Source organism: Arthrobacter sp. MYb213 (assembly GCF_002979915.1).
Taxonomy (GTDB): Bacteria; Actinomycetota; Actinomycetes; order Actinomycetales; family Micrococcaceae; genus Glutamicibacter.
Window position 1 is genome coordinate 18,862 of sequence record NZ_PCQA01000005.1, and the last position, 25,479, is coordinate 44,340.

The 25,479-nt window shown below is 54.2% G+C and carries 21 protein-coding genes, 1 tRNA gene and 2 riboswitches; of the genes, 11 read left to right on the forward strand and 11 right to left on the reverse strand.

Annotated elements, in window-relative coordinates; genetic code table 11:
- Positions 1-22: 22 nt before the first annotated feature.
- The 4 genes from CQ011_RS12530 to CQ011_RS17685 all read right to left on the reverse strand — a co-directional run bounded on the left by CQ011_RS12530 (position 23) and on the right by CQ011_RS17685 (position 2,982).
- Positions 23-313 (reverse strand): WXG100 family type VII secretion target, encoded by a 291-nt coding sequence (locus CQ011_RS12530; RefSeq protein ID WP_096256074.1) that lies wholly within the window; start codon positions 311-313, stop codon positions 23-25.
- 110 nt (positions 314-423) lie between these two features.
- Positions 424-1,953, reverse strand: a complete 1,530-nt coding sequence (locus CQ011_RS12535; RefSeq protein WP_105678069.1) for a sensor histidine kinase — start codon at positions 1,951-1,953, stop codon at positions 424-426.
- A 44-nt stretch (positions 1,954-1,997) separates the two neighbouring features.
- Positions 1,998-2,705 carry a response regulator transcription factor gene (locus tag CQ011_RS12540; protein WP_096256078.1) on the reverse strand — a complete coding sequence of 236 codons (708 nt, stop codon included), beginning with the start codon at positions 2,703-2,705 and terminating at the stop codon, positions 1,998-2,000.
- Positions 2,706-2,763: 58 nt separating this feature from the next.
- The gene (locus CQ011_RS17685) at positions 2,764-2,982 is read right to left on the reverse strand and encodes a hypothetical protein (RefSeq protein WP_146112614.1); all 219 of its coding nucleotides are present in this window, start codon (positions 2,980-2,982) and stop codon (positions 2,764-2,766) included.
- Between the two features lie 240 nt (positions 2,983-3,222).
- Between CQ011_RS17685 and CQ011_RS12550 the strand changes: the two genes are divergently transcribed.
- Together CQ011_RS12550 and CQ011_RS12555 are read left to right on the forward strand one after the other, a co-directional pair.
- Entirely contained in the window at positions 3,223-3,606 is a 384-nt protein-coding gene (locus CQ011_RS12550; protein WP_105678071.1) for a cold-shock protein, read from the forward strand.
- A 3-nt stretch (positions 3,607-3,609) separates the two neighbouring features.
- The gene (locus CQ011_RS12555) at positions 3,610-4,230 is read left to right on the forward strand and encodes a DUF3027 domain-containing protein (protein WP_105678072.1); all 621 of its coding nucleotides are present in this window, start codon (positions 3,610-3,612) and stop codon (positions 4,228-4,230) included.
- 91 nt (positions 4,231-4,321) lie between these two features.
- Here CQ011_RS12555 and serC read toward each other — a convergent pair whose 3' ends face one another.
- Positions 4,322-5,443 carry a phosphoserine transaminase gene (gene serC, locus CQ011_RS12560; protein ID WP_105678073.1) on the reverse strand — a complete coding sequence of 374 codons (1,122 nt, stop codon included), beginning with the start codon at positions 5,441-5,443 and terminating at the stop codon, positions 4,322-4,324.
- A gap of 261 nt (positions 5,444-5,704) precedes the next feature.
- Here serC and CQ011_RS12565 point away from each other — a divergent pair, with 261 nt between their 5' ends.
- The 5 genes from CQ011_RS12565 (at position 5,705) to CQ011_RS12585 (ending at position 11,509) form a co-directional block, all read left to right on the forward strand.
- Positions 5,705-6,403, forward strand: a complete 699-nt coding sequence (locus CQ011_RS12565; protein WP_105678074.1) for an iron-dependent transcriptional repressor DtxR — start codon at positions 5,705-5,707, stop codon at positions 6,401-6,403.
- Positions 6,404-6,511: 108 nt separating this feature from the next.
- A riboswitch (cyclic di-AMP (ydaO/yuaA leader) is annotated at positions 6,512-6,660 on the forward strand.
- Positions 6,661-6,664: 4 nt separating this feature from the next.
- Complete coding sequence (locus tag CQ011_RS12570; protein WP_105678075.1) at positions 6,665-7,696, forward strand: M23 family metallopeptidase; 1,032 nt, start codon at positions 6,665-6,667, stop codon at positions 7,694-7,696.
- Between the two features lie 124 nt (positions 7,697-7,820).
- Positions 7,821-7,990: riboswitch (cyclic di-AMP (ydaO/yuaA leader) on the forward strand.
- Between the two features lie 3 nt (positions 7,991-7,993).
- The gene (locus CQ011_RS12575) at positions 7,994-8,845 is read left to right on the forward strand and encodes a C40 family peptidase (RefSeq protein WP_105678076.1); all 852 of its coding nucleotides are present in this window, start codon (positions 7,994-7,996) and stop codon (positions 8,843-8,845) included.
- 225 nt (positions 8,846-9,070) lie between these two features.
- Positions 9,071-9,565, forward strand: a complete 495-nt coding sequence (locus CQ011_RS12580) for an HNH endonuclease (protein WP_105678077.1) — start codon at positions 9,071-9,073, stop codon at positions 9,563-9,565.
- Positions 9,566-9,631: 66 nt separating this feature from the next.
- Entirely contained in the window at positions 9,632-11,509 is a 1,878-nt protein-coding gene (locus CQ011_RS12585; RefSeq protein WP_105678078.1) for an ABC transporter ATP-binding protein, read from the forward strand.
- Positions 11,510-11,586: 77 nt separating this feature from the next.
- On the opposite strand, the gene CQ011_RS12590 is transcribed toward CQ011_RS12585, so the two are convergent.
- Complete coding sequence (locus CQ011_RS12590) at positions 11,587-12,036, reverse strand: NUDIX hydrolase (RefSeq protein WP_353616173.1); 450 nt, start codon at positions 12,034-12,036, stop codon at positions 11,587-11,589.
- A gap of 155 nt (positions 12,037-12,191) precedes the next feature.
- Here CQ011_RS12590 and CQ011_RS12595 point away from each other — a divergent pair, with 155 nt between their 5' ends.
- The gene (locus tag CQ011_RS12595; protein ID WP_105678079.1) at positions 12,192-13,421 is read left to right on the forward strand and encodes an ROK family transcriptional regulator; all 1,230 of its coding nucleotides are present in this window, start codon (positions 12,192-12,194) and stop codon (positions 13,419-13,421) included.
- Positions 13,422-13,660: 239 nt separating this feature from the next.
- On the opposite strand, the gene CQ011_RS12600 is transcribed toward CQ011_RS12595, so the two are convergent.
- Positions 13,661-13,737: transfer RNA gene (locus tag CQ011_RS12600), tRNA-Arg, on the reverse strand.
- Positions 13,738-13,793: 56 nt separating this feature from the next.
- Positions 13,794-14,435 (reverse strand): hypothetical protein, encoded by a 642-nt coding sequence (locus tag CQ011_RS12605; RefSeq protein WP_105678080.1) that lies wholly within the window; start codon positions 14,433-14,435, stop codon positions 13,794-13,796.
- Between the two features lie 63 nt (positions 14,436-14,498).
- Here CQ011_RS12605 and pcrA point away from each other — a divergent pair, with 63 nt between their 5' ends.
- The 3 genes from pcrA to sucD all read left to right on the forward strand — a co-directional run bounded on the left by pcrA (position 14,499) and on the right by sucD (position 19,204).
- Positions 14,499-16,874: a DNA helicase PcrA gene (pcrA, locus tag CQ011_RS12610; RefSeq protein WP_105678081.1), complete on the forward strand. Its 2,376-nt coding sequence runs from the start codon at positions 14,499-14,501 to the stop codon at positions 16,872-16,874.
- 238 nt (positions 16,875-17,112) lie between these two features.
- A complete protein-coding gene (gene sucC / locus CQ011_RS12615; RefSeq protein ID WP_105678082.1) occupies positions 17,113-18,285 on the forward strand; it encodes an ADP-forming succinate--CoA ligase subunit beta in 1,173 nt (390 codons plus the stop codon).
- A 16-nt stretch (positions 18,286-18,301) separates the two neighbouring features.
- A complete protein-coding gene (gene sucD / locus CQ011_RS12620; RefSeq protein ID WP_105678083.1) occupies positions 18,302-19,204 on the forward strand; it encodes a succinate--CoA ligase subunit alpha in 903 nt (300 codons plus the stop codon).
- 189 nt (positions 19,205-19,393) lie between these two features.
- Here sucD and CQ011_RS12625 read toward each other — a convergent pair whose 3' ends face one another.
- The 3 genes from CQ011_RS12625 to CQ011_RS12635 form a co-directional block, all read right to left on the reverse strand.
- Positions 19,394-20,881: an MFS transporter gene (locus tag CQ011_RS12625; protein WP_105678084.1), complete on the reverse strand. Its 1,488-nt coding sequence runs from the start codon at positions 20,879-20,881 to the stop codon at positions 19,394-19,396.
- A 785-nt stretch (positions 20,882-21,666) separates the two neighbouring features.
- Positions 21,667-21,951 (reverse strand): hypothetical protein, encoded by a 285-nt coding sequence (locus CQ011_RS12630; RefSeq protein ID WP_105678085.1) that lies wholly within the window; start codon positions 21,949-21,951, stop codon positions 21,667-21,669.
- A 161-nt stretch (positions 21,952-22,112) separates the two neighbouring features.
- The gene (locus CQ011_RS12635; RefSeq protein WP_105678086.1) at positions 22,113-25,463 is read right to left on the reverse strand and encodes a DEAD/DEAH box helicase; all 3,351 of its coding nucleotides are present in this window, start codon (positions 25,461-25,463) and stop codon (positions 22,113-22,115) included.
- Positions 25,464-25,479 lie beyond the last annotated feature (16 nt).

Below are 25,479 nucleotides of genomic sequence, written 5' to 3' on the forward strand. Positions count from 1 at the left end.
ACCGAGCGCCCGCCTACACCAATCAGTAGCGGAACAGCGAGGTGTTCACCTGTTCGACTTCTTCGTACTGCATAGAGGCGTGGTTCAGCGCGGTGGCGATGCTACTGAGCGCTTCCTCGATGCGTACATGGGTGCTGCGCCACTCGGCAACGATGGATTGGAACGAGGTGGCGGCGGAACCCTGCCAGGTGCTCTGCAGTTGGTCCAAATTCATTTGCATCGTGGAGACTTCTGACCGCAACCGGTCGATGGTGTTCATGACAGCCTGGGACTTGACCTGCATTTCGCCGGTGTTGGTTGAAAAGGTGCTCATGGGAGATCCTGCCTTAGGAGAGATCGGATTGATGAGATCACCATAATTCCGGCCGCGGCAGTAGCGTAGCTTTCCTGAGCCCTTTGTGGACAACTAGGCGCAGGTGGTTCCTACTGGTCGTCCTCGTCGAGTTCTCGTGGTTCTTGGAGCGGCACGTAGGGCAAGCAGATCGCCATAGTCGCTCCGCCCCCAGCGGTCTCGCTGAGCGCTACCGAGCCACCATGTTGCTGCACGATCGCCACGACTATAGCTAGTCCAAGACCCGAGCCACCGGTCTCGCGTTGTCGCGAGCTGTCCGCTCGGTAGAAGCGTTCGAAGATCCGGTGGGCGTCTTCCTCCGGGATGCCCGGCCCATGGTCACGAATCTCAAGTACCGCGTCTAATGCGCCGGCTACAAGCGAACGAACACCCACCGCGATCTCAATCGCTGAGTCTTCCGGGGTGTAGCGCAGCGCATTGGTGATCAGGTTCGCGATGACCTGGCGGATTCGTGCGTCGTCTCCGACGGTGCTGGCAGGAGCTGGATATTTCGTGTCTAATCCGACCAGGCTCACGTTGCGCAACGGTGCACGGACCTTGGTGTCTTCCACGGCGTCTTGGCCGAGAACCAAGAGGTCTACAGATTGTTTCTCCAGTGGGCGCTGTTCATCGAGGCGAGCGAGCATCAACAGATCTTCGACCAGATGTGCCATGCGTTTGGATTCAGCTTCAATGCGGCCCATGGCCGAGTCCAAAGCTTCTGGATCTGCCAGTCCTCCATGACGATAGAACTCCGAATAGCCCTGAATGGTGACCAAGGGGGTGCGTAACTCGTGGGACGCGTCTTGGATGAACCGGCGCATTTTGGTTTCCGAGGCTTCACGGTCGCGGAAGGCTCGCTCAATTTGCGCAAGCATGGCATTCAATGAACGCGAGAGTCTGCCGACTTCTGTTTCCGGCGGGTAATTTCGTACACGTTGGGACAGGTCGCCGTCGGCAATCATTGCGGCGGTACGCTCAACGCGAATGAGCGGAAGCAACGATCGCGAAGTTAGACCATAGGCGATCATTGACATGATTAATGTGGCAAGCAGGCCGGTGGAGAGAACGAGAATTGCGGTTTTTTGGACCGTATCATTGACGTTTTCAAGAGGTAAGGAAATGAAAACACTTAACCCGCTGGTGGGCAGTGGCACGACCATCGCGCGCCAGCCTGCAGAACCCGCATGCATGCCCGGGACGGTGACAGGGGACCAGGGGGTCTTGGCTAATTCAGCCGTTTGTTCCGGTGCAAGCAAAGGAGTGTCAGCGTTGTTGCCGGGGGTAACGCGGCTACGCGGCATAATGTAAACGATTTTGCCGTTTTCATCGCGAATATCAGCGTACGAGCGGTTGAGCCCGAGCAAAGTTGGATCAATGCCGCCGTTGTCGCCGGACTGGTCATTATCCAGGGAATACTGGTAGGCCTTATTTAGGCCGAAGCCCATTGTGGGACCCGAGACATTAAGCTGATCATCGATTTGATTAGTCATCGAAATGCGAAGTGTGTGTGCTGAACCGAACGCTGTGGCGCCGATGCCACAAATCATCAAGGCGCACATCAGCATCACCAATTTGGTGCGCAAGGATGTACGACGCCACAGTGTTCTTAAAGCCTGCATGTAATGACTTTACAATCCGTTAGGGCCGCAAAGCGGCATTGTGCTTAGCGTCGGTCGGGAGTGCGCATGAGGTAACCAACACCGCGCTTAGTCTGAATCAGGGCTGGCCACTCTGGGCGGTCAACCTTACGACGCAGGTAGGAAATATAAGATTCCACAATCGATGCGTCACCGTTGAAGTCGTACTCCCACACGTGGTCCAGGATCTGCGACTTGGACAGCACCCGATTCGGGTTCATCATGAGGTAGCGCAGTAGTTTGAATTCGGTCGGTGAAAGGTCAATGACCTCACCTGCACGACGGACTTCATGGGCATCATCATCAAGCTCTAGGTCTGAAACCACGATGGTCGCGTTCTCGTCTTCGCCCGAGGCGGTACGACGTAATACGGCACGAATGCGGGCCACCACCTCATCGAGGCTAAATGGCTTGGTGACGTAGTCATCGCCGCCGACGGTCAAGCCAGTGACCTTGTCGGTGGTGTCATCACGAGCGGTCAGAAATAATACTGGGAAGTGACGCCCTGCGGCGCGCAGCTTGCGGGTGATGGTAAACCCATCCATGTCCGGAAGCATGACGTCTAATACGGCAAGGTCTGGCTCTTCTGCTTCGACTGCTGCCAGAGCTTCGCGGCCATTAGCTGCGGCGACCACTTCGAAGCCCGCAAAACGCAGGGAAGTGGAAAGGAGTTCGCGGATGTTTGGCTCATCATCCACAACAAGAAGTTTGGCCTCTGGGGTTTTTGCACTCATAAATCCCAGTGTGCACGTGAAGTCTGGGAGTCGCCTGAGAGCTAACTGAGTACCGCGATTAGCTGTTGCGCCGCCTAAGGATGTTGGCCACTACTACGACACCGGCCAAGATGAAAGCAATGGGCAGGCCAAAAATGCCAAACGCCATGACTACTGGCGGGATGGAAATTTCTTGGAAATACAAAACTAATACCGCCACCAGTGATAGCGCCGAAAGTATCGCAAGAACGATAGCTGTGCGCGAAATGACGGACAAGGTAATCGAAGAAGAGCTCACGTCTCTTAACGATACAGCGAATCTGAAGCGGCTCCCGTGACTCAAGGTGAAGTTACGGGCACCAAAGTGTCATAATCTTAGGTATCGGACTTTATTCGAATCCGTACGTTGAGCACCCGGTGCAAGAACAATAGATAGCCCGGCTGAATGCTCCATGGATTCGGAGACATAAAAAAGCGTGGCGTGAGGTACATTGCACAGTACGCGCTACAGCACGAGAAACGAACGAGGTAGAGGATCATGCCTAGCGGCAAGGTTAAGTGGTACGAAAAGTCCAAGGGCTTCGGTTTCATTACTACCGAGGACGGCAAGGAAATATATGTGAACGCCACGGCACTGCCGGAAGGTGTTCATGATCTGCGCCCAGGTATGCGTTTGGAGTTTGGAGTGGCGGAGGGCCGTAGGGGCCCGCAGGCGCTGAGTCTGCGCATCTTGGAAGAAGCTCCTTCGGTAGCGCGCGCAAAGCGCAAAAACCCGGAGCAGCAAGCCGCAATGATTGAGGACTTGATCAAGGTCCTTGATCAAGTATCTAATACCTTGCGCAAGGGACGATACCCTGAACAAGCGCATGGCAAAAAGGTTGCTACCGTGCTTCGCGCGGTAGCCGATGATCTGGACGTTTAACTAATGGCCCGTAAACCCAAATTAGACACCATCCTTGCTGACGCGGTTGATGTAGCGCGAAATGCGCTCACGGAGATCGCGGTAGACACGGAAATCGGTGAGTATCTCGGAGCTACGTCCGAGGGTGAACGATTAGTCACCCATCGATTTGTCTCCCAGAAAAAGGGTTACCGAGGCTGGACGTGGTTCGCGACACTCGCACGGGTGCCACGGGCGAAAGCAAAAGATCTCACCGTTTGTGAAGCCGGCATTGTTGCCGGCGAAGACGCTCTTCTCGCTCCAGCATGGCTGCCATGGGCGGATCGTTTAGCAAAGGAAGAAATCGAAGCAGCCGAGGCCGACAACGCGACAGATGAATCCGATCAGGTGAGCCCCGAGGGGCAAAACGGTGTGTCTACTGAAAAAGAGTCGGAAGCTACCCAGGAACCAGCCGAGAGCGGTTTAGAGGAAGGAACCGACGGTGTTACTCAGCAAGAGTCGGCTGAGTCTGCTGAAGCAAATGTTGTAGAGAGCATCAAGACTCCTGCGCGACGTCAAGTTCGCCGACGTCGCACAGCGCAGCGTACTGCTGCTCGTCGCCGTGCTGCGCAGCGCAGTCGTCCACGTAAAGATAACTTGGACTGACACAAGACTGAACAAAACTGAGATATTACGCAACGGTCCGCGGTTGAATCCTTGAAGGGTTCAACCGCGGACCGTTGTGTTAACTGCGTGGTTAGAGCTGTTCGACGACGTAATCGATGCTCTGCAGTAAGGCAGCAACATCACTCGGGTCGATCGCCACGAATGTGGCAATGCGCAGCTGATTGCGGCCAAGCTTACGGTAAGGCTCTACATCGACCACTCCGTGAGCGCGCAAGACCTTGGAGATGGCGGTGGCGTCAATCGAGTCATCGAAGTCAATGGTCGAAATGACATTGGAGCGGTGCTCCGGGTTGGTGACGTAAGGCGTTGCAAACTCAGAAGCCTCAGCCCAGGCGTAAATCTTCCCTGCAGATTCCGCGGTACGTTCCGCAGCCCACTTGAGACCGCCATTAGAGTTGATCCACTTGATCTGAGCGTCCAAGGTGACCAACGTGGTCAGTGAAGGCGTGTTGTACGTCTGATTCTTCAGCGAGTTATCGAGGGCGGTCTTCAGATTCAAGAAGTCCGGGATCCAGCGGTCGGTCGCTGCGATTTCCTCAATGCGAGCCATGGCGGCGGGGGAGAAGAAGGCTAGCCACAGTCCGCCATCGGAGGCGAAGTTCTTTTGAGGCGCAAAGTAATAGACATCGGTCTCTGACAGGTCGACAGCTAGTCCGCCCGCAGCGCTGGTGGCATCGATGACCACGAGTGCATCCTCATTAGCCCCTACCACACGCTTGATTGGGGCTGCGGCTCCGGTGGAGGTTTCGTTTTGAGGCCATGCATAGAGATCTACGTCAGCATCGGCAACGGGAGTCGGTACTGAGCCCGGCTCGGCGGTGATAATCGATGAAGCGGCAAGGAATGGTGCCTTATCGGTGGCCTTGGCGAACTTCGAACCGAACTCGCCAAAGGACAGGTGCTGTGCCTTATTACGTACCAAGGAGAATGTAGCAGCGTCCCAGAACGCTGTGGATCCACCGACGCCCAGAAGTACTTCGTAGCCCGCCGGGGCGCTGAACATTTCTTTAAGACCGTCCTGCACGGAAGCGACCAGGTTTTTGACTGGCGCCTGACGGTGGGAGGTGCCCAGTAGGTTGGCACCCGCGTCTACGATTGCCTGAATTTGTTCCGGGCGAACCTTTGAAGGGCCTGCGCCGAATCTTCCGTCGGCAGGCAGAAGGTTCTTTGGAATGTTGATGCCGGTGCTCATCGCGCTCCTCATTTAGCGTTTGGTTGAAAGTGCTGGTATCCCGACGGTGTTCCGTAAATATGGAATAGTTCAGGATAGTTTTGACGTTTCAGTTAACATCTTCGCAAATTGCGAGGGGATGAGAGAAAAACAGGACCGTCGGTTACGACATGCAAATTATGCTGTGGTCGCAGGGAACGCTTCCATACCAAGTAGAGTTGCATACTGACGTTCCGTTTTTTCTAGCGAACCTAACTGTTGTGACTTCCAGGAGTGGCTAACGTGTCTGACCTTATCGATACAACTGAGATGTACCTGCGCACCATTCTTGAACTTCAAGAAGAGGAGATCGTGGCCTTGCGTGCGCGAATCGCGGAACGTCTTGGGCATTCAGGGCCTACTGTGTCGCAAACTGTCGCTCGGATGGAACGCGACGGACTCGTTGTAGTCTCCACCGACCGTCATTTGGCTTTGACTGAAAAAGGTCACGAACTGGCTACGGGCGTGATGCGCAAGCATCGTCTAGCTGAGCGTCTGCTTTCGGACATGATTGGTCTTGAGTGGGAGTACGTGCATGACGAGGCTTGTCGCTGGGAGCATGTCATGAGCGAACGTGTTGAGCGTCGACTTTATGACTTGCTGGGCAAGCCTACAGTTTCCCCTTACGGCAACCCGATCCCGGGCCTTGAGGTCCTAGGTGGACCGAAAGTAACGGATATCTCATCTGAGGTTGAGAACCTAGATAACGCATTGCTCTCCGGAAACGTCGGCCCGCTGGCGATCGACCGCTTGGCTGAACCGATCCAAACGGACCCAATCCTGCTCGGACAACTGAATGAGGGCGGAATCCGTCCCGGAGCGATAGTCAATCTAGAGCGCGCAGATGATTACGTTGTGGTTCGTGTGCAGGGTATCGAAGGTGCCCTAGAGTTGCCCGTTGAGGTCAGCGCACACGTCTTTGTACGCACAAATCAAAGATAACGAAATTGTAACTTTTCCGATCGACCGGTAAGGTTGTTCGAGGGCGTTAGAGGTTTATCTAATGCCGATTCCGAAAGCGCAAACACCGAGTATTGCCCTGCCTTCCGGATGTGACAAGAACTTTTAGGGCAATAGCGGGGAACCCACTCATCTGACGAGTCATTCGTCTTGGGGTGAAGTCATGCAAATAAGCACGACCGGACCAATCACAGGACCGAACCCGACAGCTAACTTCGCAGGTGTAGATGTGAGAGGAATGCTTTGGCAGAAATCAGGACGACTGGTCGACGTCGCGCAGCAAATGTCGAAATTGACGTGATTGCTGAAATCGCAACGGCCGCTACCGAACGACCCGTTGGCCGCCGCGCATCGCGCGAAGCCACTGTCGAAGCATTAGAAATTCTCGCACCAGTGTGTGCTGACTATGTTGGACGCCGATTCACCTCGGGACAGCGTTACGGTATCGCACCAACATCGAAAACTCTTGCTGCTCAGGATGTTGACGGAAACGTCATTGCCCTACCTACGGCCAAGCCGGTCATGGCTTCCGAGGGTGCAGTAGCCAGTAATGGGGAACTCGTTCAGAGTCTCCATGCATCACCTAAAAAAGCTTCCCGCTTAGGGTTCACGCATAAGATCGCTGCCGTTGCCGCGGTATCCGGGCTGGCCCTTGCCGCAGTTTCCCCGCAACTAAACGGAACCGAGGCAGACGAGCCGGCTTCCGTGGCTAGTGCTCAGCGCACCGCGACTTCCGCTGTGGTTGATGTTAAAGCACCGGAAAATGCAGGGCTAGAGGTTCAGCGTGCCGCATTGAAGTCGGATATCAATCCAAGCGTGGCCGAAGAAAACAAGCTTTCTGAAATCCTGACCGCTTCCGGTGGAAATATCCAGAAGATCGGTTCTACGGGCGGTCTGCTAGAGCGTCCCGTGGAAAGCAACCGCATCACTTCACCCTTCGGGCACCGCAAGAATCCAACCGGCGCCGGCTTCATGGTCCACAGTGGCACAGATTACGGTGTGCCGAGCGGCACAAAGGTTTACGCGGCTGCTTCGGGCACCGTGGAGGTCGCAGGATGGGCCGGTCACTCCGGCCAACGCGTTACCATCGGTCACGGAAATGGGCTGGAAACTGGCTATAGCCACAACTCCAAAGTCCTAGTCAAGGTCGGAGACAAGGTGCAGCGAGGCGATGTGATCGCGCTGGCCGGCAGTACCGGTAACTCGACGGGCCCTCACGTGCACTTTGAGGTCATCGTTGATGGGCAGTTCAAAGACCCAGCAGGTTGGTTATAACGTTGAACGTCACCTTACCGTGATCAAAACGTGACATTTGAAAGATAGTCCTATAGGCTTATCTGCGTGCCAGGGGGAAGCCCTGAGCAACATTGCATGTGATCCGAGCACTGCCAGCATGCAATGAGCAGTTATACACAACTCGTACGGCAGTGGCGGGGGAACCATCATCGGGTCGTTAGTTTTGACTAACAGCCCTAGGGGTTAAGTGGACAAGAAGGAAACTTCGAATCCACCGAGGTAACTCCACTTCGAACCCGACAGCTTACCTCGTAGGAATCAAGGAGAGGCATTATTGTGACCAAGCGTCAAACCCATGGACGTCGCCGCGCCGACGTGCCACGCACTAACTCGCTAGAGGCGATTTCTCAGGCCGTAGCGTCTAACGCGGGCTCAGTCGGTCGACAGGCAGCCGTTGTTGCTGCTGCGTCCGGTTTGATCGTCACCCTAGGCGTTCCAGGACAGGCTACCGCACCTCGCGATGTATCCGCTGCACCGGTTGACACCATTAACCCTGAGCGCGTATCGGTAAAGACCGTCAAGGTCGACACCAAGAAGGCCGACAAGCTCGACATCGAGCGCGCCAGCTTCACCGCTGAGCCAAAGCCTGAGCCAGAGCCAGTCGTTATCGCTGTTGCTGACAGCATTGAGCCAACCACCCGTCAGAACTCGGGCAGCTCCGATTCTTCGGGAAGTGCTGACTCCATGGCGCCGATGACCCGCCAGAACCGTGGCGGCAACAGCCAGCAGAGCGCACCAACTCAGAAGCAGGAAACCAAGAAGGAAACTTCGGCTCCTAGCAAGAACCTGACTGGTATTGCAGGAACTGCAGCCAAGTACTCAGGCGTTCCATACGTCTGGGGCGGCAACACTCCAAGCGGCTGGGATTGCTCGGGCTTCGTCAAGTATGTTTACGCACAGCACGGCATCAACATCGCTCGTGGCACCTCCGCGATTCTAGGCTCCGGCCAGTTCAAGCGCACCAGCAGCCCGAAGCCTGGCGACCTGGTGTTCCAGAACGGTGGCGGCCACGTAGGAATCTACCTCGGCGGTGGCCAGATGATCGGTGCACAGAACCCTAGCGTCGGTACCATGATCCACTCGGTAACACGCAACCCGTTGTACGGGTACTACACCCTAGCTGGCTAAACAGTCTGCTCCCATTGGCCATCGAACGTAAAGTTCGGTGGCCAATGGTCGTTTAACACAGTGAACTCCATGCTACTTCGCGATGAAAATCAGCGAATATCTTCCTATTTTTAGCCCCGAATATGCCACATATCGCATAGGCTAACGGCAAGAGGACTAACCGAGACGAGCTCGTCGTTATCAACTTCAAGTGATGCGTACGAATTCATTGAAGGAAGTAAACGCATGAGAACGTTGGTTTTGAACGCAGGATTTGAGCCACTGGCCGTGGTGACCTTTCGTAGAGCGCTTATCCTTGTGCTAACAGAAAAAGCAACGATCATCTTGCAAGACGATGAATCACCGGTTCGCGGTACCGACAGGGAATTACCCCGACCCACCGTCATCGTGTTAAAACGATATGTGCGACGCCCCTACAGGAACATGATCCATGTGACCCGTAGGGGCGTTCTTCGTAGGGACCACTTTCGTTGTGCATACTGTGGGAAAACTGCCAATACAATCGACCATGTGATCCCGCGCAGTAGGGGAGGGCAGAACACCTGGGAAAATCTAGTAGCAGCGTGCCTGTCATGCAATAGTCGTAAGGCTGACAAAATGCTCGCTCAGCTCGGTTGGCAATTGCTACTCACACCACATCAGCCGCGAGTGGGCGGGCACCTAGTTTCCGGGTTAGAACATATTGATGCTTCGTGGAATCAATATCTTCATGCCAGCTAGGAAATATCTAGACTCCGTGAGATGTTGAGACGTTAGTACTATCTGAACAAATCACGGAGGTAACTTGTGAGTATGGAAGGCGCGGCGTGGAGCACGCTGTGGCAGCTGTCTAAAAGTGAGCAGCGACGGGCTTATCGGCCCGATACCCCTGGACGAGTTTATAGATTCGCGCTGAGTTACAAAGCCAGACTCATAGTCTTCGTGATTTTCTCCGTATTCTCTGCAGCGATAGCCGTGATCACTCCCGTACTCGCCGGACGAGTCGTGGACGCAATTGTGGGTCAGGGGGACTGGGCGACAATTCGCAATTTAGCCATTGCTATGGTGATAGTTGCAGTCTTTGACTCCATTTTTGCAATGCTCGTCCGCTGGCAATCATCAACCCTCGGCGAACAGATCATCTATGACCTTCGTACAAAGGTGTTCGACCACGTACAAAAGATGCCGATCGCTTTCTTCGCACGGACTCGAACCGGTGCGCTGACGTCGCGGCTCAATTCAGATGTTATCGGCGCACAGGCCGCCTTCGCGGGAACGCTGTCAGGGATCGTCTCCAATGCGGTGGCGTTGGTCTTGACGGCGATCGTCATGTTCACGACCTCCTGGCAAGTTACGCTGCTGGCGCTGGTACTGTTCCCAATTTTCTTACTCCCGGCCCGACGCTTTGGTAAATCCTTGGCGGGCTTGCGCAAGGAGTCTGCGGATCTGAACGCCTCAATGAGTACCCAGATGACCGAGCGCTTTTCGGCACCCGGGGCGACACTGATCAAACTTTATGGCCGCCCGCACGAGGAATCAACGCAGTTTGGTCTGCGCGCCGCACGTGTACGCGATATCGGTATCAAGATGACCTTGCGACAATTTGCGTTCGTGACGGTACTGGGCTTTGTCGCGGCACTCTCATTGGCTCTGGTCTACGGGCTTGGTGGTTTCTACGCCCTGCGTGGAGACATGGCCGCTGGAGACGTAGTGGTGCTCGGGATGCTCATAATTCGGCTCTATACACCCCTCACAGGGCTTGCGAACGCTCGAGTGGAGATTACCAGCGCTTTGGTCAGTTTTGATCGAGTCTTCGAGGTACTAGACCTTGAACCCTTGATCAAGGATGCTCCAGACGCGATCGCTTTACCCAGCGAACCAGTGGCAGTGAAATTTGATCGGGTGACGTTCGCATATCCGAGTGCCGAGGAAGTTTCCCTCGCATCTCTGGAGGAGACCGCGGTACTTGACGGGCGTGGCGGTGAGGAAATTTTGCATGATATTTCCTTCGAGATTAAACCAGGGCAAACGGTGGCGCTTGTCGGTTCATCCGGTGCAGGTAAATCCACCATTGCTCAGCTACTCGCTCGACTATACGATGTGCGCGGGGGAGCGATTACGCTCAACGGGCATGATCTACGCCAGCTAAAGCTCGCATCTCTGTATCACGAATTGGGGATGGTGACTCAGGACGGGCATCTGCTTCACGAGACAGTACGTTCAAACCTACTGTTGGCCAACCCTGAAGCCGAGGAAGCGCAGCTCTGGGCTGCTTTAGAAGATGCGCAGTTAAGAACGCAGATCGAATCCTTACCGGACGGGCTGGAAACGGTGGTCGGAGAACGCGGGTACCGCCTTTCGGGCGGGGAACGTCAACGTATGACTATCGCTCGTATGATCCTAGCGAACCCAGGGCTGGTGATACTGGACGAAGCCACTGCTGCTTTGGACTCACGCAGTGAACTTGCAGTGCAACTAGCATTGAGCCGCGCTTTGGAAAACCGCACGGCGTTAGTGATCGCCCACCGCTTGTCCACGATCCGCCAAGCGGACCAAATCCTTGTGATTGATGGTGGGCGAATTGTCGAACGAGGCACCCATCTAAGTTTGCTAGGCGAAAATGGTGCCTACGCAAAGTTTTACCAGACACAGTTCAGCTCTGATCAGGGTGCAGAACCTCAATAGAATCTATCGGTCAAAGTGCCCACGGCATCGATACGAAAGACATTAGGTATTTCATCACTTGGAAATCGTTGATTAAACTAGGCACCATTGTCATTCGCGTTGGCCAACAACGTAGGTAAAACGTGTTCCCTTAGCAGCGGTGCAATGTCATCGCGTAGTAGTGCATCGCGCGGATCAATCCACAAGAGCTCTTCGAGTTCGGCTAAGGGCTGGGGTGAACCATTAAATCTTGCGGCGAATAAATAAGCTTGGATTGAAGTATCCTCTTCATTCGCCGCAGGACCATTCCATTCTCCATATGGTTCGAGGTCCTTTAGTTCAAATTCCACGCCTAATTCTTCGAAGACCTCACGCATCACGGTCTCTATGGGTGTTTCGCCGGGCTCTGGTTTCCCGCCAGGCTGCATGAATTTTGATGTTCCTCGCTTCCGAACTAGGAGTATTTGTCCTTGGTCGTTGATTAAACACGCTGCTGAAATAGTTAAAGTTTTCATCATCAAAACACAATATCGCGTGTGAAAACGCATGACCAATGGTAACGTGCATTAATGGATCTCCAACGTTTTTAGTTGAGAGGCACCATGATTCGACAACTCGCAGTTTCGAATCAGGTGTCGCAGTCTTGGCGGTACGTTGGAATGGAGAGATCGATCCATCAACTTTATAGATCTATGGAGCTTTAATGCGACGGGGTACAAACTTAGGCCGCCTAGGCGATTTTAATCAGGCGGTAATTCTAGAGTCCATCCGACGAGCCCCAGACGGCATCAGCCGTGTGGAGCTTGCAGGTTCGACTGGACTTTCACCACAGACAATCTCAAACGTAGTGCGTCGTCTGCTGGACGACGGCATTGTCCGCGAAGACCGCACCATCGTGTCCGGACCGGGTAAGCCACGTACCGTTCTTGAACTAGAGGGAAACCGCCTAGTTTCTATCGGTATCCACCTTGACCCTAGCGTTCTGACCTTTGTAGCGATGAACCTGCGCGGTGAAGTTCTTCGCGAGCGCAGTATCGATTTACCTAACCTTGAGGTAGCTACCGAGACCATCCAGCTGATGGCTGACACGGTCAAGGAAATGATTGCCGAGATTCGCATACCTAAGAAGCACATCGTTGGTGTGGGTATCGCAGTGCCAGGGCCGGTCAACGTTGAAGACGGCGTGGTACTAAACCCACCACTACTGGACGGTTGGGCTGACGTTGAGCTGGTAACTCCGTTGCGTAAGCTGTTGCGCCTACAGGTCATCATCGAGAAAGATACCATCGCTTCCGCTGTCGGCGAGCTATGGCAGTCCAAGGAAGAGAAGTCTGATGACTTCGTCTTCGTTTACTGCGGACATGGATTTGGTGCAGGCATCGTCATCGATGGCGAAGTCCACCACGGTTCAAGCAATAACGCTGGCGAAATCGGGCACTTCTCCACCGGGCAGAAATCGGTTACCTGCGAAGAGTGCGGTGCGGATGATTGCTTGGCTGCAGGCACCTCATACGAGTTCATGGCCGCACAGGCCAAGGAGCGTGGCCTGGAATTGCCTTCCTACGAGATCATGGGCCCAGAGCAGCGCTCAGAGGGTCTAAACCGACTCACCGAACTTGCTCTGGAAGGCAACACTGTTGCCAAGGAACTTATCGTAGAGTCGATGGTTCGCGTTGGTGAAGTTGCCGGTCAGCTAGCAAACGCGCTAGACGTAAGCGAAGTTGTTTTTGGCGGCCCACAGTGGGACAAGGTGCGCGAGCTAGTCTCCGACGACGTTGATGCGGCCGTAAAGCGTCGCTTTGGCCTACGCGGAGTGCACGAGCTTGGTACTCGAAGCTCAACTCTTGGCTCGCAGGTCGGCGCGATTGGCGGCGCATGCGTAGTCATGGATGCGTCCCTTTCACCGAAAGCCACCGCGTTACTACTGCGCTAAGCTTTCTCGCAAGTCTGAAGACCGTGGTCCCCTTCCTCTGAGGAAGGGGACCACGGTCTTTTTAGATAGATGCGAGCTTCAGGGTAATAACTTGCTAAGCAGGCTCGAAGTCGCCGAAAACTATAATGTTCGCCAGGCGACGCGAAGAGGCGGTATTCGAAAATTCATCGGGGACATCATCACCGAAAAAAGAATACCGACGACTGCCCACTTCGGTGGGCATCCGTCGGTATCTTATGTGGTGCCCCTGAGCGGAATTGAACCGCTGGCCTACCCTTTAGGAGAGGGTCGCTCTATCCAACTGAGCTACAGAGGCGAAGGCGCTAAGCGCCACATCAACACTATCCTACAAGGAAGTTGATGATGAATTTTTCATGATTGTTGGTTACGAACCTCGGCCATTTTATTAATCAGCGCCTTATTAGCCCGGCGAGCTCCAAGGCCAATGATCAACGCTGCCGTGATAAATAGAGTCACCCATCGAACAGTGGTCAGTACCGACGCTAGGGCAACCGTCCCTTCATTGAGATCCGCTCCAAACAGCGAGTCAATGGCGAAATTCTCCCAAAGATCGGTGACCGCGAAGAGCAATGGTGCGGCCCAAGCAAACCAGCGCATCTGACGATTTGGGATCCAGCGAATAAAAACAAGCATGGAGAACAAAGCGGTCAAGAGAGGGAATAGCAGCCCTGCAGTCTTGTGAAGGTAGTTCAACTGACCGGTGGCATCTGCATCCATGACCCCACGCAGTGCCTCAATGTCAGTGACCGTGTAGCCAAAGACACGCTGGTCAGGCATAGCGAGCCCATTGCTGAGATCGGTCATCTGGTGCATTACCAGCAAGTGGTAGTAGACAAAGAGGAAGACGCAGGTGACTAAGCCCGCCGTGATGAGCAGCATTGGGTTTGATGAAGATTCGCGTTTCTGCGCAGCCGCTTGCATTCCCTTGACCTGATGATCTTGGAACTGTGAGGGCTTGCGATACTCTTTACTCTTCTTAACGTTCTTTGCCATACCGTCCATTATGCCGGGTAGTTCACTGAAACCGTCGTAGAGCCCACGTAGACTGACTACACCATGGATTTCCTTAACGATGACTTCGCCGCGGAGCCGGCACAGCGCACCATACCAACTCCAGAAGAACTGTTGGTGGGGATGAACGAACAGCAAGATCAAGCGGTTCGTTATCACGGTGGACCGCTTCTAATCATTGCCGGTGCGGGTTCTGGAAAGACTCGCGTGCTCACTCATCGCATTGCCTACTTGCTTGCTACCGGCCGGGCACGGCCGCACGAAATTCTAGCCATCACCTTCACGAATAAAGCAGCCGCAGAAATGCGTGAGCGAGCCGCTGAACTGATTGGTGAGACGCAGGCAAAGAAAATGTGGATTTCGACCTTCCACTCCTCCTGTGTGCGCATCTTGCGCCGAGAGGCCGCGACTATTGGCCTGAAATCGAATTTCTCGATCTACGATTCTGCGGACTCACTGAGGCTTATTACGTTAATCGCCAAGGGTCTAGACATCGACCCGAAACGGTTTGCCCCGAAGGCTATCGCTCATAAGATTTCTTCACTCAAAAATGAATTGATTGATGAAGAAGACTACTCCGCGACGATTAACGCCCATGACCCCTTCGCCCTAGCCGTGGCCGAGGTTTACCGTGGCTATACTCGCCGGTTGCGTGCCGCGAACGCCATGGACTTCGACGACCTGATTGGTCAGGTCGTGTACATGTTCCGGGCGTTCCCTGCAGTGGCGGATAACTACCGTCGGCGTTTTCGTCATGTCTTAATCGATGAGTATCAGGATACAAACCACGCACAGTACTCGCTGGTGCGTGAGCTCACCGGCCCAGACGGGTTAACCACACCAGGGGAGCTCACCGTGGTTGGCGACTCCGACCAGTCTATTTATGCTTTCCGCGGGGCAGATATACGCAATATCGTGGAATTCGAAAAAGACTATGCGGACGCCGCCACGATCAAACTCGAACAGAACTATCGTTCGACGCAGAACATCCTCTCTGCAGCCAACGAGGTTATCAAGCGCAACCCTGAACGCAACGACAAACGTCTGTGGACCGCCAGCGGAGATGGCGAGCCGATCATTGGGTACGTAGGTGAATCCGAAGGCGATGAAGCTCGCTGGATTGCGGAAGAAATTCTGCGACTCAATGATGAGCAAAGCGTACGCCCTGGCGATGTCGCTATCTTCTACCGGACCAATGCTCAATCGCGTGCATTGGAAGAACAGCTAATGCGTGTGGACCTGAAATACCGAGTCGTCGGCGGAACCCGATTCTACGACCGTAAAGAGATTAAAGACGCGCTGTCCTACCTTCGTGCACTAGTTAACCCGGAAGACGACATAAACGTTCGTCGAATTCTCAATGAGCCCAAGCGCGGTATCGGTGACCGTGCTGAAGGTGCCGTGGCAGCGCTCGCCGAACGGGATCGGATTTCGTTCATGGATGCCTTGCGACGCTCGGATGAGGCCCCGGGGTTAGGTACTCGCGGTATAAAAATGACCGCGGCCTTCGTGTCATTGATGGATGACCTCAAGGTCGTAGCCGATGGTTCCAGTCCTGCCGAGGCGCTCGAAGCTGTCTTGGAGCAGACCGGTTATCTCGAGATACTTCGCACGTCCAGTGACCCTCAAGATGAGTCACGGGTGGAGAACCTTGCAGAGCTGATCGCGGTGGTTCGAGACTATGTCAAAGATGAACCAGAAGGTGGGCTTGAAGGATTCTTGGAACGTGTGGCCTTGGTAGCCGACGCTGACCAGATCCCTGAAGCTCCCGCAGATGACGAGGGTGCCGCAATGGCTGCTCGCGAAGGTGTGGTCACCTTGATGACCTTGCATACGGCTAAGGGCCTAGAATTTCCTGTGGTCTTTTTGACCGGTATGGAACACGGTATTTTCCCGCATCAGCGGTCCCTGACCGACGAAAAAGAACTGGCCGAGGAGCGTCGGTTGGCCTATGTAGGTTTAACTCGTGCCAGAGAACGCTTGTACCTCACTCGGGCTGAACAGCGTAGCCTCTGGGGGCAATCGCAGTACAACCCTGCAAGCCAGTTCCTTGACGAAATTCCGTCCCACTTATTGGAATGGAAACGTGAAGGGTCAATGTCTTCCGGGTGGGGTTCGGGTAGCGGAACGGTGAATTTCGCCACCAGTCGTTATGATCGTGGATCGCATTGGGCGGCAGGTACCGCATCTAATGCAATCTCCCGGGGGCATAACGCCGCGCCCGTCGCAAAACAGCGTGTACAGCAAAACAAAGAAATTGTCGTTCCAAAGGTTGGACAAAACGTAAAACATTCCGGCTTTGGCTTGGGAGTTGTTATTGCCATAGAAGGAGCCGGAGACAAAACGGTTGCAAAAGTGCAATTTGTGGATTCTGAAAAACGGCTCCTACTGCGCTATGCACCATTGGAAATCGTCGAATAACCGCGAATTATTTGGGGTAAGTAATGAAGTTTTCGCTTGCGCGGAAACTTCACGGAAAGTTCTCTACGTGCTGTAAAAGTGGGAAGTTTGCAAAACTAGGGATAGTCTGAGAAGTGCGCACGGCTACGGCGCCGTATGACTGCCGATAGTTGCGGTGCGCTCTCTAAGGCATGGCATAGATCTCGATCTATGGCCATGTCGCGAGTCAGCATGAACTTCGAACGAAGGACACAAACCCGTGGACCTGTATGAGTACCAGGCGCGCGATCTATTCGAGGCACACGGCGTTCCCGTGCTTGCCGGCATCGTCGCTTACACCCCGGAAGAAGCTAAAGCCGCAGCTGAGAAGATTGGCGGCGTAGTTGTAGTTAAGGCACAGGTCAAGGTTGGCGGCCGCGGTAAGGCTGGCGGCGTTAAAGTTGCCAAGACCGCAGACGAAGCTTTCGAGCACGCAACCAACATTCTCGGTATGGACATCAAGGGCCACACCGTCAATAAGGTCATGATCGCTCAGGGCGCCGACATTGCTGAGGAGTTCTACTTCTCGGTACTGCTGGACCGTGCAAACCGAAACTACCTGGCCATGTGCTCGGTAGAAGGTGGCATGGAGATCGAGGTGCTCGCTGTCGAGCGCCCCGACGCTTTGGCTAAGGTCGCCGTTGACCCGTTGGTTGGCATCGATGCAGCCAAGGCTGCCGAGATCGTCGCTGAAGCTAACTTCCCTGAAGAACTGCGCGCCAAGGTCGCAGATACCATCCAGAAGCTCTGGGTTGTATTCAAGGAAGAAGACGCCACCCTCGTTGAGGTTAACCCACTGGTGAAGACCGGTGCCGGTGACATCGTTGCCCTTGATGGCAAGGTGTCCCTGGATGAGAACGCCTCCGAGGTTCGTCACCCAGATCACGAAGCTCTGGAAGACAAGGACGCGGCTGATCCACTGGAAGCCAAGGCTGCAGCAGCAGGCCTGAACTACGTCAAGCTGGACGGCGAAGTAGGCATCATCGGTAACGGTGCTGGCCTAGTTATGTCGACCCTTGACGTTGTTGCCTACGCTGGCGAGAACCACGGTTCGGTCAAGCCTGCTAACTTCTTGGACATTGGTGGTGGAGCATCGGCTGAGGTCATGGCTAATGGCCTTGACGTCATCCTGAACGACCCACAGGTCAAGTCGGTCTTCGTTAACGTCTTCGGTGGCATTACCGCGTGTGACGCTGTCGCAAACGGCATCGTTGGCGCGCTGAACACCTTGGGTGACGCAGCGAACAAGCCACTGGTTGTTCGTCTAGACGGCAACAACGTTGAAGAGGGTCGCGCCATCTTGGCCGAAGCCAACCACCCATTGGTAACTGTGGCAGCAACCATGGATGAGGGCGCCGACAAGGCTGCCGAGCTCGCCAACGCAGCGAAGTAAGAGGGATAAGCGAACAATGAGCATTTACCTGAACAAGGACTCTAAGGTCATCGTCCAGGGCATCACCGGCGGCGAAGGCACCAAGCACACCGCCCTGATGCTCAAGGCTGGCACCAACATTGTCGGTGGCGTGAACGCCCGCAAGGCTGGCACCACCGTCACCCACGGTGACCAGGACATCAAGGTGTACGGCACCGTGGCTGAGGCCAAGGCTGAAACCGGCGCAGACGTATCGATCGTCTTCGTGCCACCTAAGTTCACCAAGGACGCTGTAGTTGAGGCTATCGAGGCTGAAGTTGGTCTCGTTGTTGTCATCACCGAAGGTGTTCCAGTACAGGACTCCGCTGAGTTCTGGGCTCTGGCACAGTCGAAGGTTGACGCCGACGGTAACCAGATCACCCGCATCATCGGGCCTAACTGCCCAGGTATCATCACCCCAGGTGAAGCGTTGGTCGGTATCACCCCGAACAACATCACCCAGAAGGGCCCAATCGGCTTGGTTTCCAAGTCCGGTACCCTGACCTACCAGATGATGTACGAACTGCGCGATCTTGGCTTCTCGACCGCAATCGGAATCGGCGGTGACCCAGTGATCGGCACCACCCACATCGATGCACTGGCAGCGTTCGAAGCTGACCCAGAGACCAAGGCTATTGTCATGATCGGTGAAATCGGTGGCGATGCTGAAGAGCGCGCCGCTGAGTACATCAAGGCTAACGTCACCAAGCCAGTTGTTGGCTACGTGGCTGGCTTCACCGCCCCAGAGGGTAAGACCATGGGCCACGCAGGCGCCATCGTCTCCGGCTCTGCCGGTACCGCTCAGGCAAAGAAGGAAGCTTTGGAAGCTGCAGGCGTGAAGGTGGGCAAGACTCCTTCAGAGGCTGCTCGCTTGCTACGCGAAGTTTTCGCTGCTCTCTAAGCTGAAACTAAGTTGAGGGCCTGGTTGCGGATCGGTAAAGATCCGCAACCAGGCCCTTTCTGTATCCCGTGAAGATTTTATAGGGTTCGCAGTGTTGCGGGATCCCAGGGGAATAGACAGAGCAGAAACCAACGGCCACCGTCCCAGATATCTGGGACGGTGGCCGTTGGTCAATCAAAAACCAGTGCGTTAGGGGTTCGCTGGTGCCTCATCAAATAAAGCATCAACGTCAAGATCTGGATTTTCATCCTGAGTTTTCACTAGTTCAACGGCTTCAGCATCGGTAGCTACCGACGGCATAGAACCCGGAAGTGGTTTGCGTGCTGATTCTTTGAGGAAACACACGGCAATAAAGCCGGCTACGGACGTCCCCATAACCCAGAAGGCAGGAGCCAGTGAAGAGCCTGACATTGTCACAAGGGCTTGCATGATGAACGGAGCGAAGCCACCAAAAATAGCGACTGCAAAGTTATACGAGATCCCCATTCCACCATAGCGAGAAGAGGTAGGGAACAGCGCAGGCAGCGAGGAGGCGAGGTTAGAGACGTAGAATGTCACTGGGATCGCCAGTAGGGCTAGGCCAAGCAGAGTGGACCAGATGGCTCCGTGCATCATGAACAAGAATGCCGGAGCGGCTAGTAGCACCGCGGAGACCGAACCGATGAACAGCACGCGACGGCGACCGATCTTGTCCGATAAGTGGCCCGCTAATGGGATGCACAAAGACATGCCCACCAGAATAGGCAAGGTCAGCAAGTTACCGTGCACCGGATCGTACTTCAAGGTTTCAGTCAGATACGTTGGCATATAGCTGGTTAGTGCGTAGCCCGCGGTGTTTGCCGCTGAAACCAAAACGAAACCGGTGAGCAGTTCACGCCAATAGGATTTGACCAGGTCGATGACACCCTTCGGAGCATCTGCAGAGTTCTTGGCGTCGTCGCTGACCTGATTGGCTGCTTCCTGAGCTTCCTTGAATGCTGGAGTGTCCTCGATCTTGGAACGGAACCACAGGGCGATGACACCAAGGGGCAAGGCAACTAAGAACGGTATGCGCCAAGCGAAGCCTTCCATCACGTCTTCGGTGAGGGTTAGCTGGAGGATCGAGACGAAGGCTGCACCCACGGCAAAGCCCATGTATGAGCCGAGATCCAGAAGCGACGCATAGTAACCGCGACGCTTATCCGGTGCATACTCGGTGATAAAGGTTGTGGCGCCGGCATACTCACCACCGGTGGAGAAGCCCTGAACCAGCTTCAGGACGACGAGAAGAATTGGTGCTGCGACGCCCCAAACTGAGTAGTCTGGCAAAATACCGATGCCAAACGTCGCCAAGGCCATCATAAGGAGTGTGAAGACAAGAATCTTCTGGCGGCCGACACGGTCACCGAGCTGTCCAAGGATGACGCCGCCTAGTGGGCGTGCCACGAAGGTTACGGCGAAAACACCGAGGCTAAATAGGGTCTGCATGGACGGGGCAACGGTATCTGGCATGAATAACTTGCCGATAATTACCGCTAGGTATCCGTAGACGCCGACGTCGTACCATTCCATCAAGTTGCCGACAACGGTACCGCCGATTGCTTTTTTGAGCATCGAATCGTCAACAACGTTGACGTCCTCTACCTTCAGCCGGCGTTTCTTGAAAAATTTCGGCCCACGAGTATTCGCTGCTTCCATAAGCTTCACTCCTCATATCTTTCTTAATCTTCTCGTATGCTCTAGGTCGCTCAGCTTTCCTGTGCTGAAAGGCTACGGGGAATCGTGCCACATGATGGCCTAGCCTCAGAAACTTTCTGCAGGCTGGATCGAATTCTCCCCAGATCACTGGCGACGATTGCTCAACGAACGATGAAGTGCATAATCGGACAAGCAACAAGACTAGCAAAATACGCAATGGCACTTGCGCGTGGAGTAAAGCATTTGTATTGGTTTTGGAGGTTAATGCATCCGAGTCAGCGGGGCTCGAATGTTGCGCCATGCTCCATGAGTCCAATTGCAATACGGAAGAACCCCGAGGAATATAGGCTGACTAGGCGATTAGTTGCATAATGCAATCGATCTGCGCGGCTAGTTTCACGTCGAAATTTTAGGATCAACCACGTCGAATTATCAACGTGCAGAAGGGAATAATAACCGAGAACCAGCAGATATAGCCCAGTCCTTCCATGAGGAATTTGCGATATATAACACAGATCAAACCGAGATCTGCCCAGTTTCAAAGTCTCGTGGTTGGTTTCTGCTACGGCGGTTCAAGGGTTAGTGCTCGTCAATACTTGGGATATCGAGTCGGATAGCTAGCGAAAACGTCGGAAAAATGAAGATTAGCAGTGTCCTGAATGAGGCAAATGCCAAGACTTTCCCTCAGTAGTCTTCGGATAACGCACGTTTTTCACGAAGTTTCAGGGCATAAAGATGCCCCAAGACTGCCTGTAGGTATCTTGGGGCATACGGTGGGAAGAATACTAGCCGCGTAGGCCAGCCGCCGCATCGGTGTCTACCCTCAAAAAGGAGGAGCCGATGACAGCGAAGGCTCCCGGAATTAACAGCATGCGGTGCTTCGGGTTATAGAAAATCTCCTCGAGCGGCGAAGCGATAACTCGCCGGATTTTTTCCAGGAGTCGTTCGTTGTCTAGGGATAGACGTTCCTGCTCGGTTTCAATCACCACACGGTCTTGTTCGGTGCTCACCGACGCGCTCATCCAGTCGTCGCTCGGTGCACTCAGAGTCTCCGATTTAATCAGGGACACGGTTATAACCGCCTTCATCTTGCGTTATGCCACCGGAGAAGACCTCCGAGGCTACCTCTTTGCGTACGCTCAGTGTGGCAGAGAACACGCAACGAGACATATTGAATATAGCGCGATTCGCTGGTAAAAGCCCGTCAAACAGCACAGATGTAATCAAGCTGTTACTCAAGCAGCCCGCGAATATCCTGAGCCGTCAAAGCCTTGGAAAAACCATCGGCCTCATCCATCACGGTAGAGATCAGCTTCCGTTTGGTGTCCTGCAAGGCCACCACCTTTTCCTCAATGGTTCCCTGAGCAATCATGCGATAGACCATCACCTGACGGGTCTGACCGATGCGGTGTGTGCGGTCAATGGCTTGAGCTTCCACGGCAGGGTTCCACCATGGATCAAGGAGGAAGCAGTAATCAGCCTCGGTCAGGTTCAAACCGAAACCACCGGCTTTCAGCGAGATCAAGAACAATGGAGCTTCGCCGTCCTTGAACTGCTCGATTACCTTGGCGCGGTTTCGAGTATTGCCATCCAGATACACATAGGGAATACCCTGCGCTTCTAGCTTCGCAGCAAAAATCTTCAAGTAAGAGGTGAACTGCGAGAAGACCAAGGCGCGGTGATTTTCGCTAAGCACATCCTCAAGTTGCTCAAAGAGCGCTTCCAGTTTCGAACCTGGGATCTCTGAAAGTTCAGGATCCACTAGGGATGGTTCCAACGCAAGCATCCGCAAATGAGTGAGCGACTGGAAGATCGTAAAGCGGTTGCGGTCCAGGTCTTCAACCAAGTGCAGAATTTTCTGGCGTTCGCGGTTCAGATGAGTGTCATAGACATGCTGATGTTCGTCACTCAAACGAACTAGGACCTGCTGCTCCTGCTTAGCAGGAAGGTCCAGCACCACAGACTCCTTGGTACGGCGCAGCATGAATGGCTTCACGCGGCGCTGTAAAAGCTGTAGCGTTTCGCGATCGCCGAGCACCTCGATAGGTCGAGCAAACTGACGGTTAAAACGACTGGAGTTCATGAACAGCGACGGGGAGGTCAGAGACAACAATGCCCCTAGTTCAGAGAGGTTATTCTCCATAGGAGTACCAGTCACAGCCAGTTTGAAGTTTGTCTGGATATTGACCGCACTGCGGTGAGCCTTCGTTGAACGGTTCTTCACGAACTGTGCCTCATCGAGAATAAGGCCAGCAAAGCGTTGCCCCTCATAGACCTCATCGTTCAGGCGAAGCAAGGTGTAGGTCGTCAGGATGACATCATAGTTTGCCACCAGTTCTTTCAGCTCATGTTCTGAACCGAAAGTTCCCTCCACCGTAATCACCCTCAAACTTGGGGCGAATCGTTTAATTTCCATCTCCCAGTTTGATACAACCGAGCTTGGAGCCACGACAAGGAACGGCGCGCTCATTCGTTGTGCTGCGGGAAGAGTGGCCATATGCTCTGGGTCGTCCCAGAGTTTGCGGGCATGAAGCATCAAAGCAATGGTCTGCAAGGTTTTACCCAGCCCCATATCATCGGCGAGGATTCCGCCGAATCCGCCTTGATACAGACGCGCAAGCCACTGGAATCCCTCAACCTGGTAAGGGCGAAGCGTAGCGTTAAGGGTGTCCGGTACTTGAGCTTCTTCGCCCTCTGCCACACGTAGCAGCGAACGCATGCGCCCTATAAAGAGGTCAGCCCCGTCGATACCTTCGGCCAGCTCATCAAACTCGTCAAAGAGCGAGACTTGGAAGACTGAGAGCTTCAAGTCCGCGTCTTTTGGTTTGTCGTTGAGGGATTGTGCTTCGTCGACAAGCGACTTCAGCTTGGCAAACAGAGGATGATCCAATGAGAACCAGGTGTTGTCGGGCAGCTTGACCTTCATGGAACCGCTGGTCAGTGCCTCCATGATGGTGGAGAAAGGAACCTCGTGGTCACCAACGGTGATGAGCAAGCCTAAGTCCAGCCAGTCATTACGTTCGTGGCTCACGGCATTGATTTTCAGCTGTGGAAGTTCACGCAGCTGACGGTATACCGGGCGGATTCCTTCCTCAGTGATTTTCATAATGGATAGACCGCGCAGCGCAGGAAGCAGATCCGAAACGAACGTGATCATATGTTCTCCGGCGAAGAACCTTGAGGACAGATCGTGGTTGCTGGTGTCGGTGTGCTTCTCAAAAACGTCGTTAACGGTCCGGTATAGCGCTTGCTCTGCTTGCGCATCATAAACTTCGTGGTCGTAGGGGACCCCTGGGTACCGGATCTGGAAGTAAATAGCTGCCGAATCTTTGACCGTGCCGTCGGCTTGTTCTTCACGACTGAAATTCACCGTGGCATGAACCTCAGGTGGCGCCAGCGAGGGCAGTACCAGTCCTTCACTAATGCTGCGCAAGCTAAAGCGGCGCGCAAGTCGAGCATACGACTCATTAAAGAAGTCCTGCATTTGGTCTGCAGGGATCTGTAGCGGTTCACGATTCTGGTACCAACGGCGGTGCTGGGCAGGAATTATTTCGTCGCTAGGCGCCAACCATATTTGGTCTGGAGCATCAAGTTCGACGTAAAAACCATGATCAGCGACGGTTCCCGCGGGGGACTCTGCGTTAAGGCTTAGGCTTTGTCCAGCAATGTGCAGTTGGCCCGCAACGTTGAGAGACTGATCTTCCGTCAGGCTGGCCAGAAGCTCAAAACGAGACTGGCGATCAATGTTTACGGTGGTCTCGTGACGGGTGGCAATGAGCTCGATTCCAAGCTCTTGCGCCTCGTCGAGCATTGGCCACAACAAGTTGGAAGCGTACTCGTCTAAAAACAGCCAATCTTCATCGACCTTGAACTGCAGCTGTGTATTGCCCCGTGCCAGGGCTGCAAAGCGAGTAAACCAATGGTGCTGGCCGCGAAGCAAGTTCCAGCCGTAAGTTTTAAAGGCAATGGTGGTCCACCGAAGCTGGCCACGAACCCAGCGGCCCTCAGAATTACGCACCATGGGGCGAACGCCTAAGCGGAATCGCTTGTTCCGAGTGGGGTGTGGCACCGAACCGGAGGGCATCCACTGTTGTTGCTGAGAAGTATTTTTAGAGTCAAAAACCATGAACTGCAGGGCCATAGCCACTACAGGATCATTGGGAGAACCTAAGAGTCCCTCGGATGGACCCGGTTCTGGTTCCTCAAACCAGGTATCTACCTGAGTTGACCAAGCAGAAACGGTTCTTTTCGCCTCGGCCATTGACGGACGTGGTTGGTTTGCAATCTTATTTGCAGTCAGCGCGAGAGCCGCGACATGAGGGCAGACCGATCCTTTGTTACAACTGCAGTCGGTACTTTCTACGGTCCAGCCAGTTGCACTTCGAACCACCGTGATAGTGGAGGCAAACTGCTGGTCGTCTTCTACGATAGTGCCGGAGATGACGCTACTGCTTTCATCAAAAGCGACGTCAACTACCGATTCGTCTTTTTTGGCGAGCTGCTGCCCGAAGAAGAATGGAACGTCGCCCAAGTACGCCAGTAGGTGCCTTGCGTCGATGAGTGGTGGCACAGAATCAGTCATCCTCTCATCGTTTCAC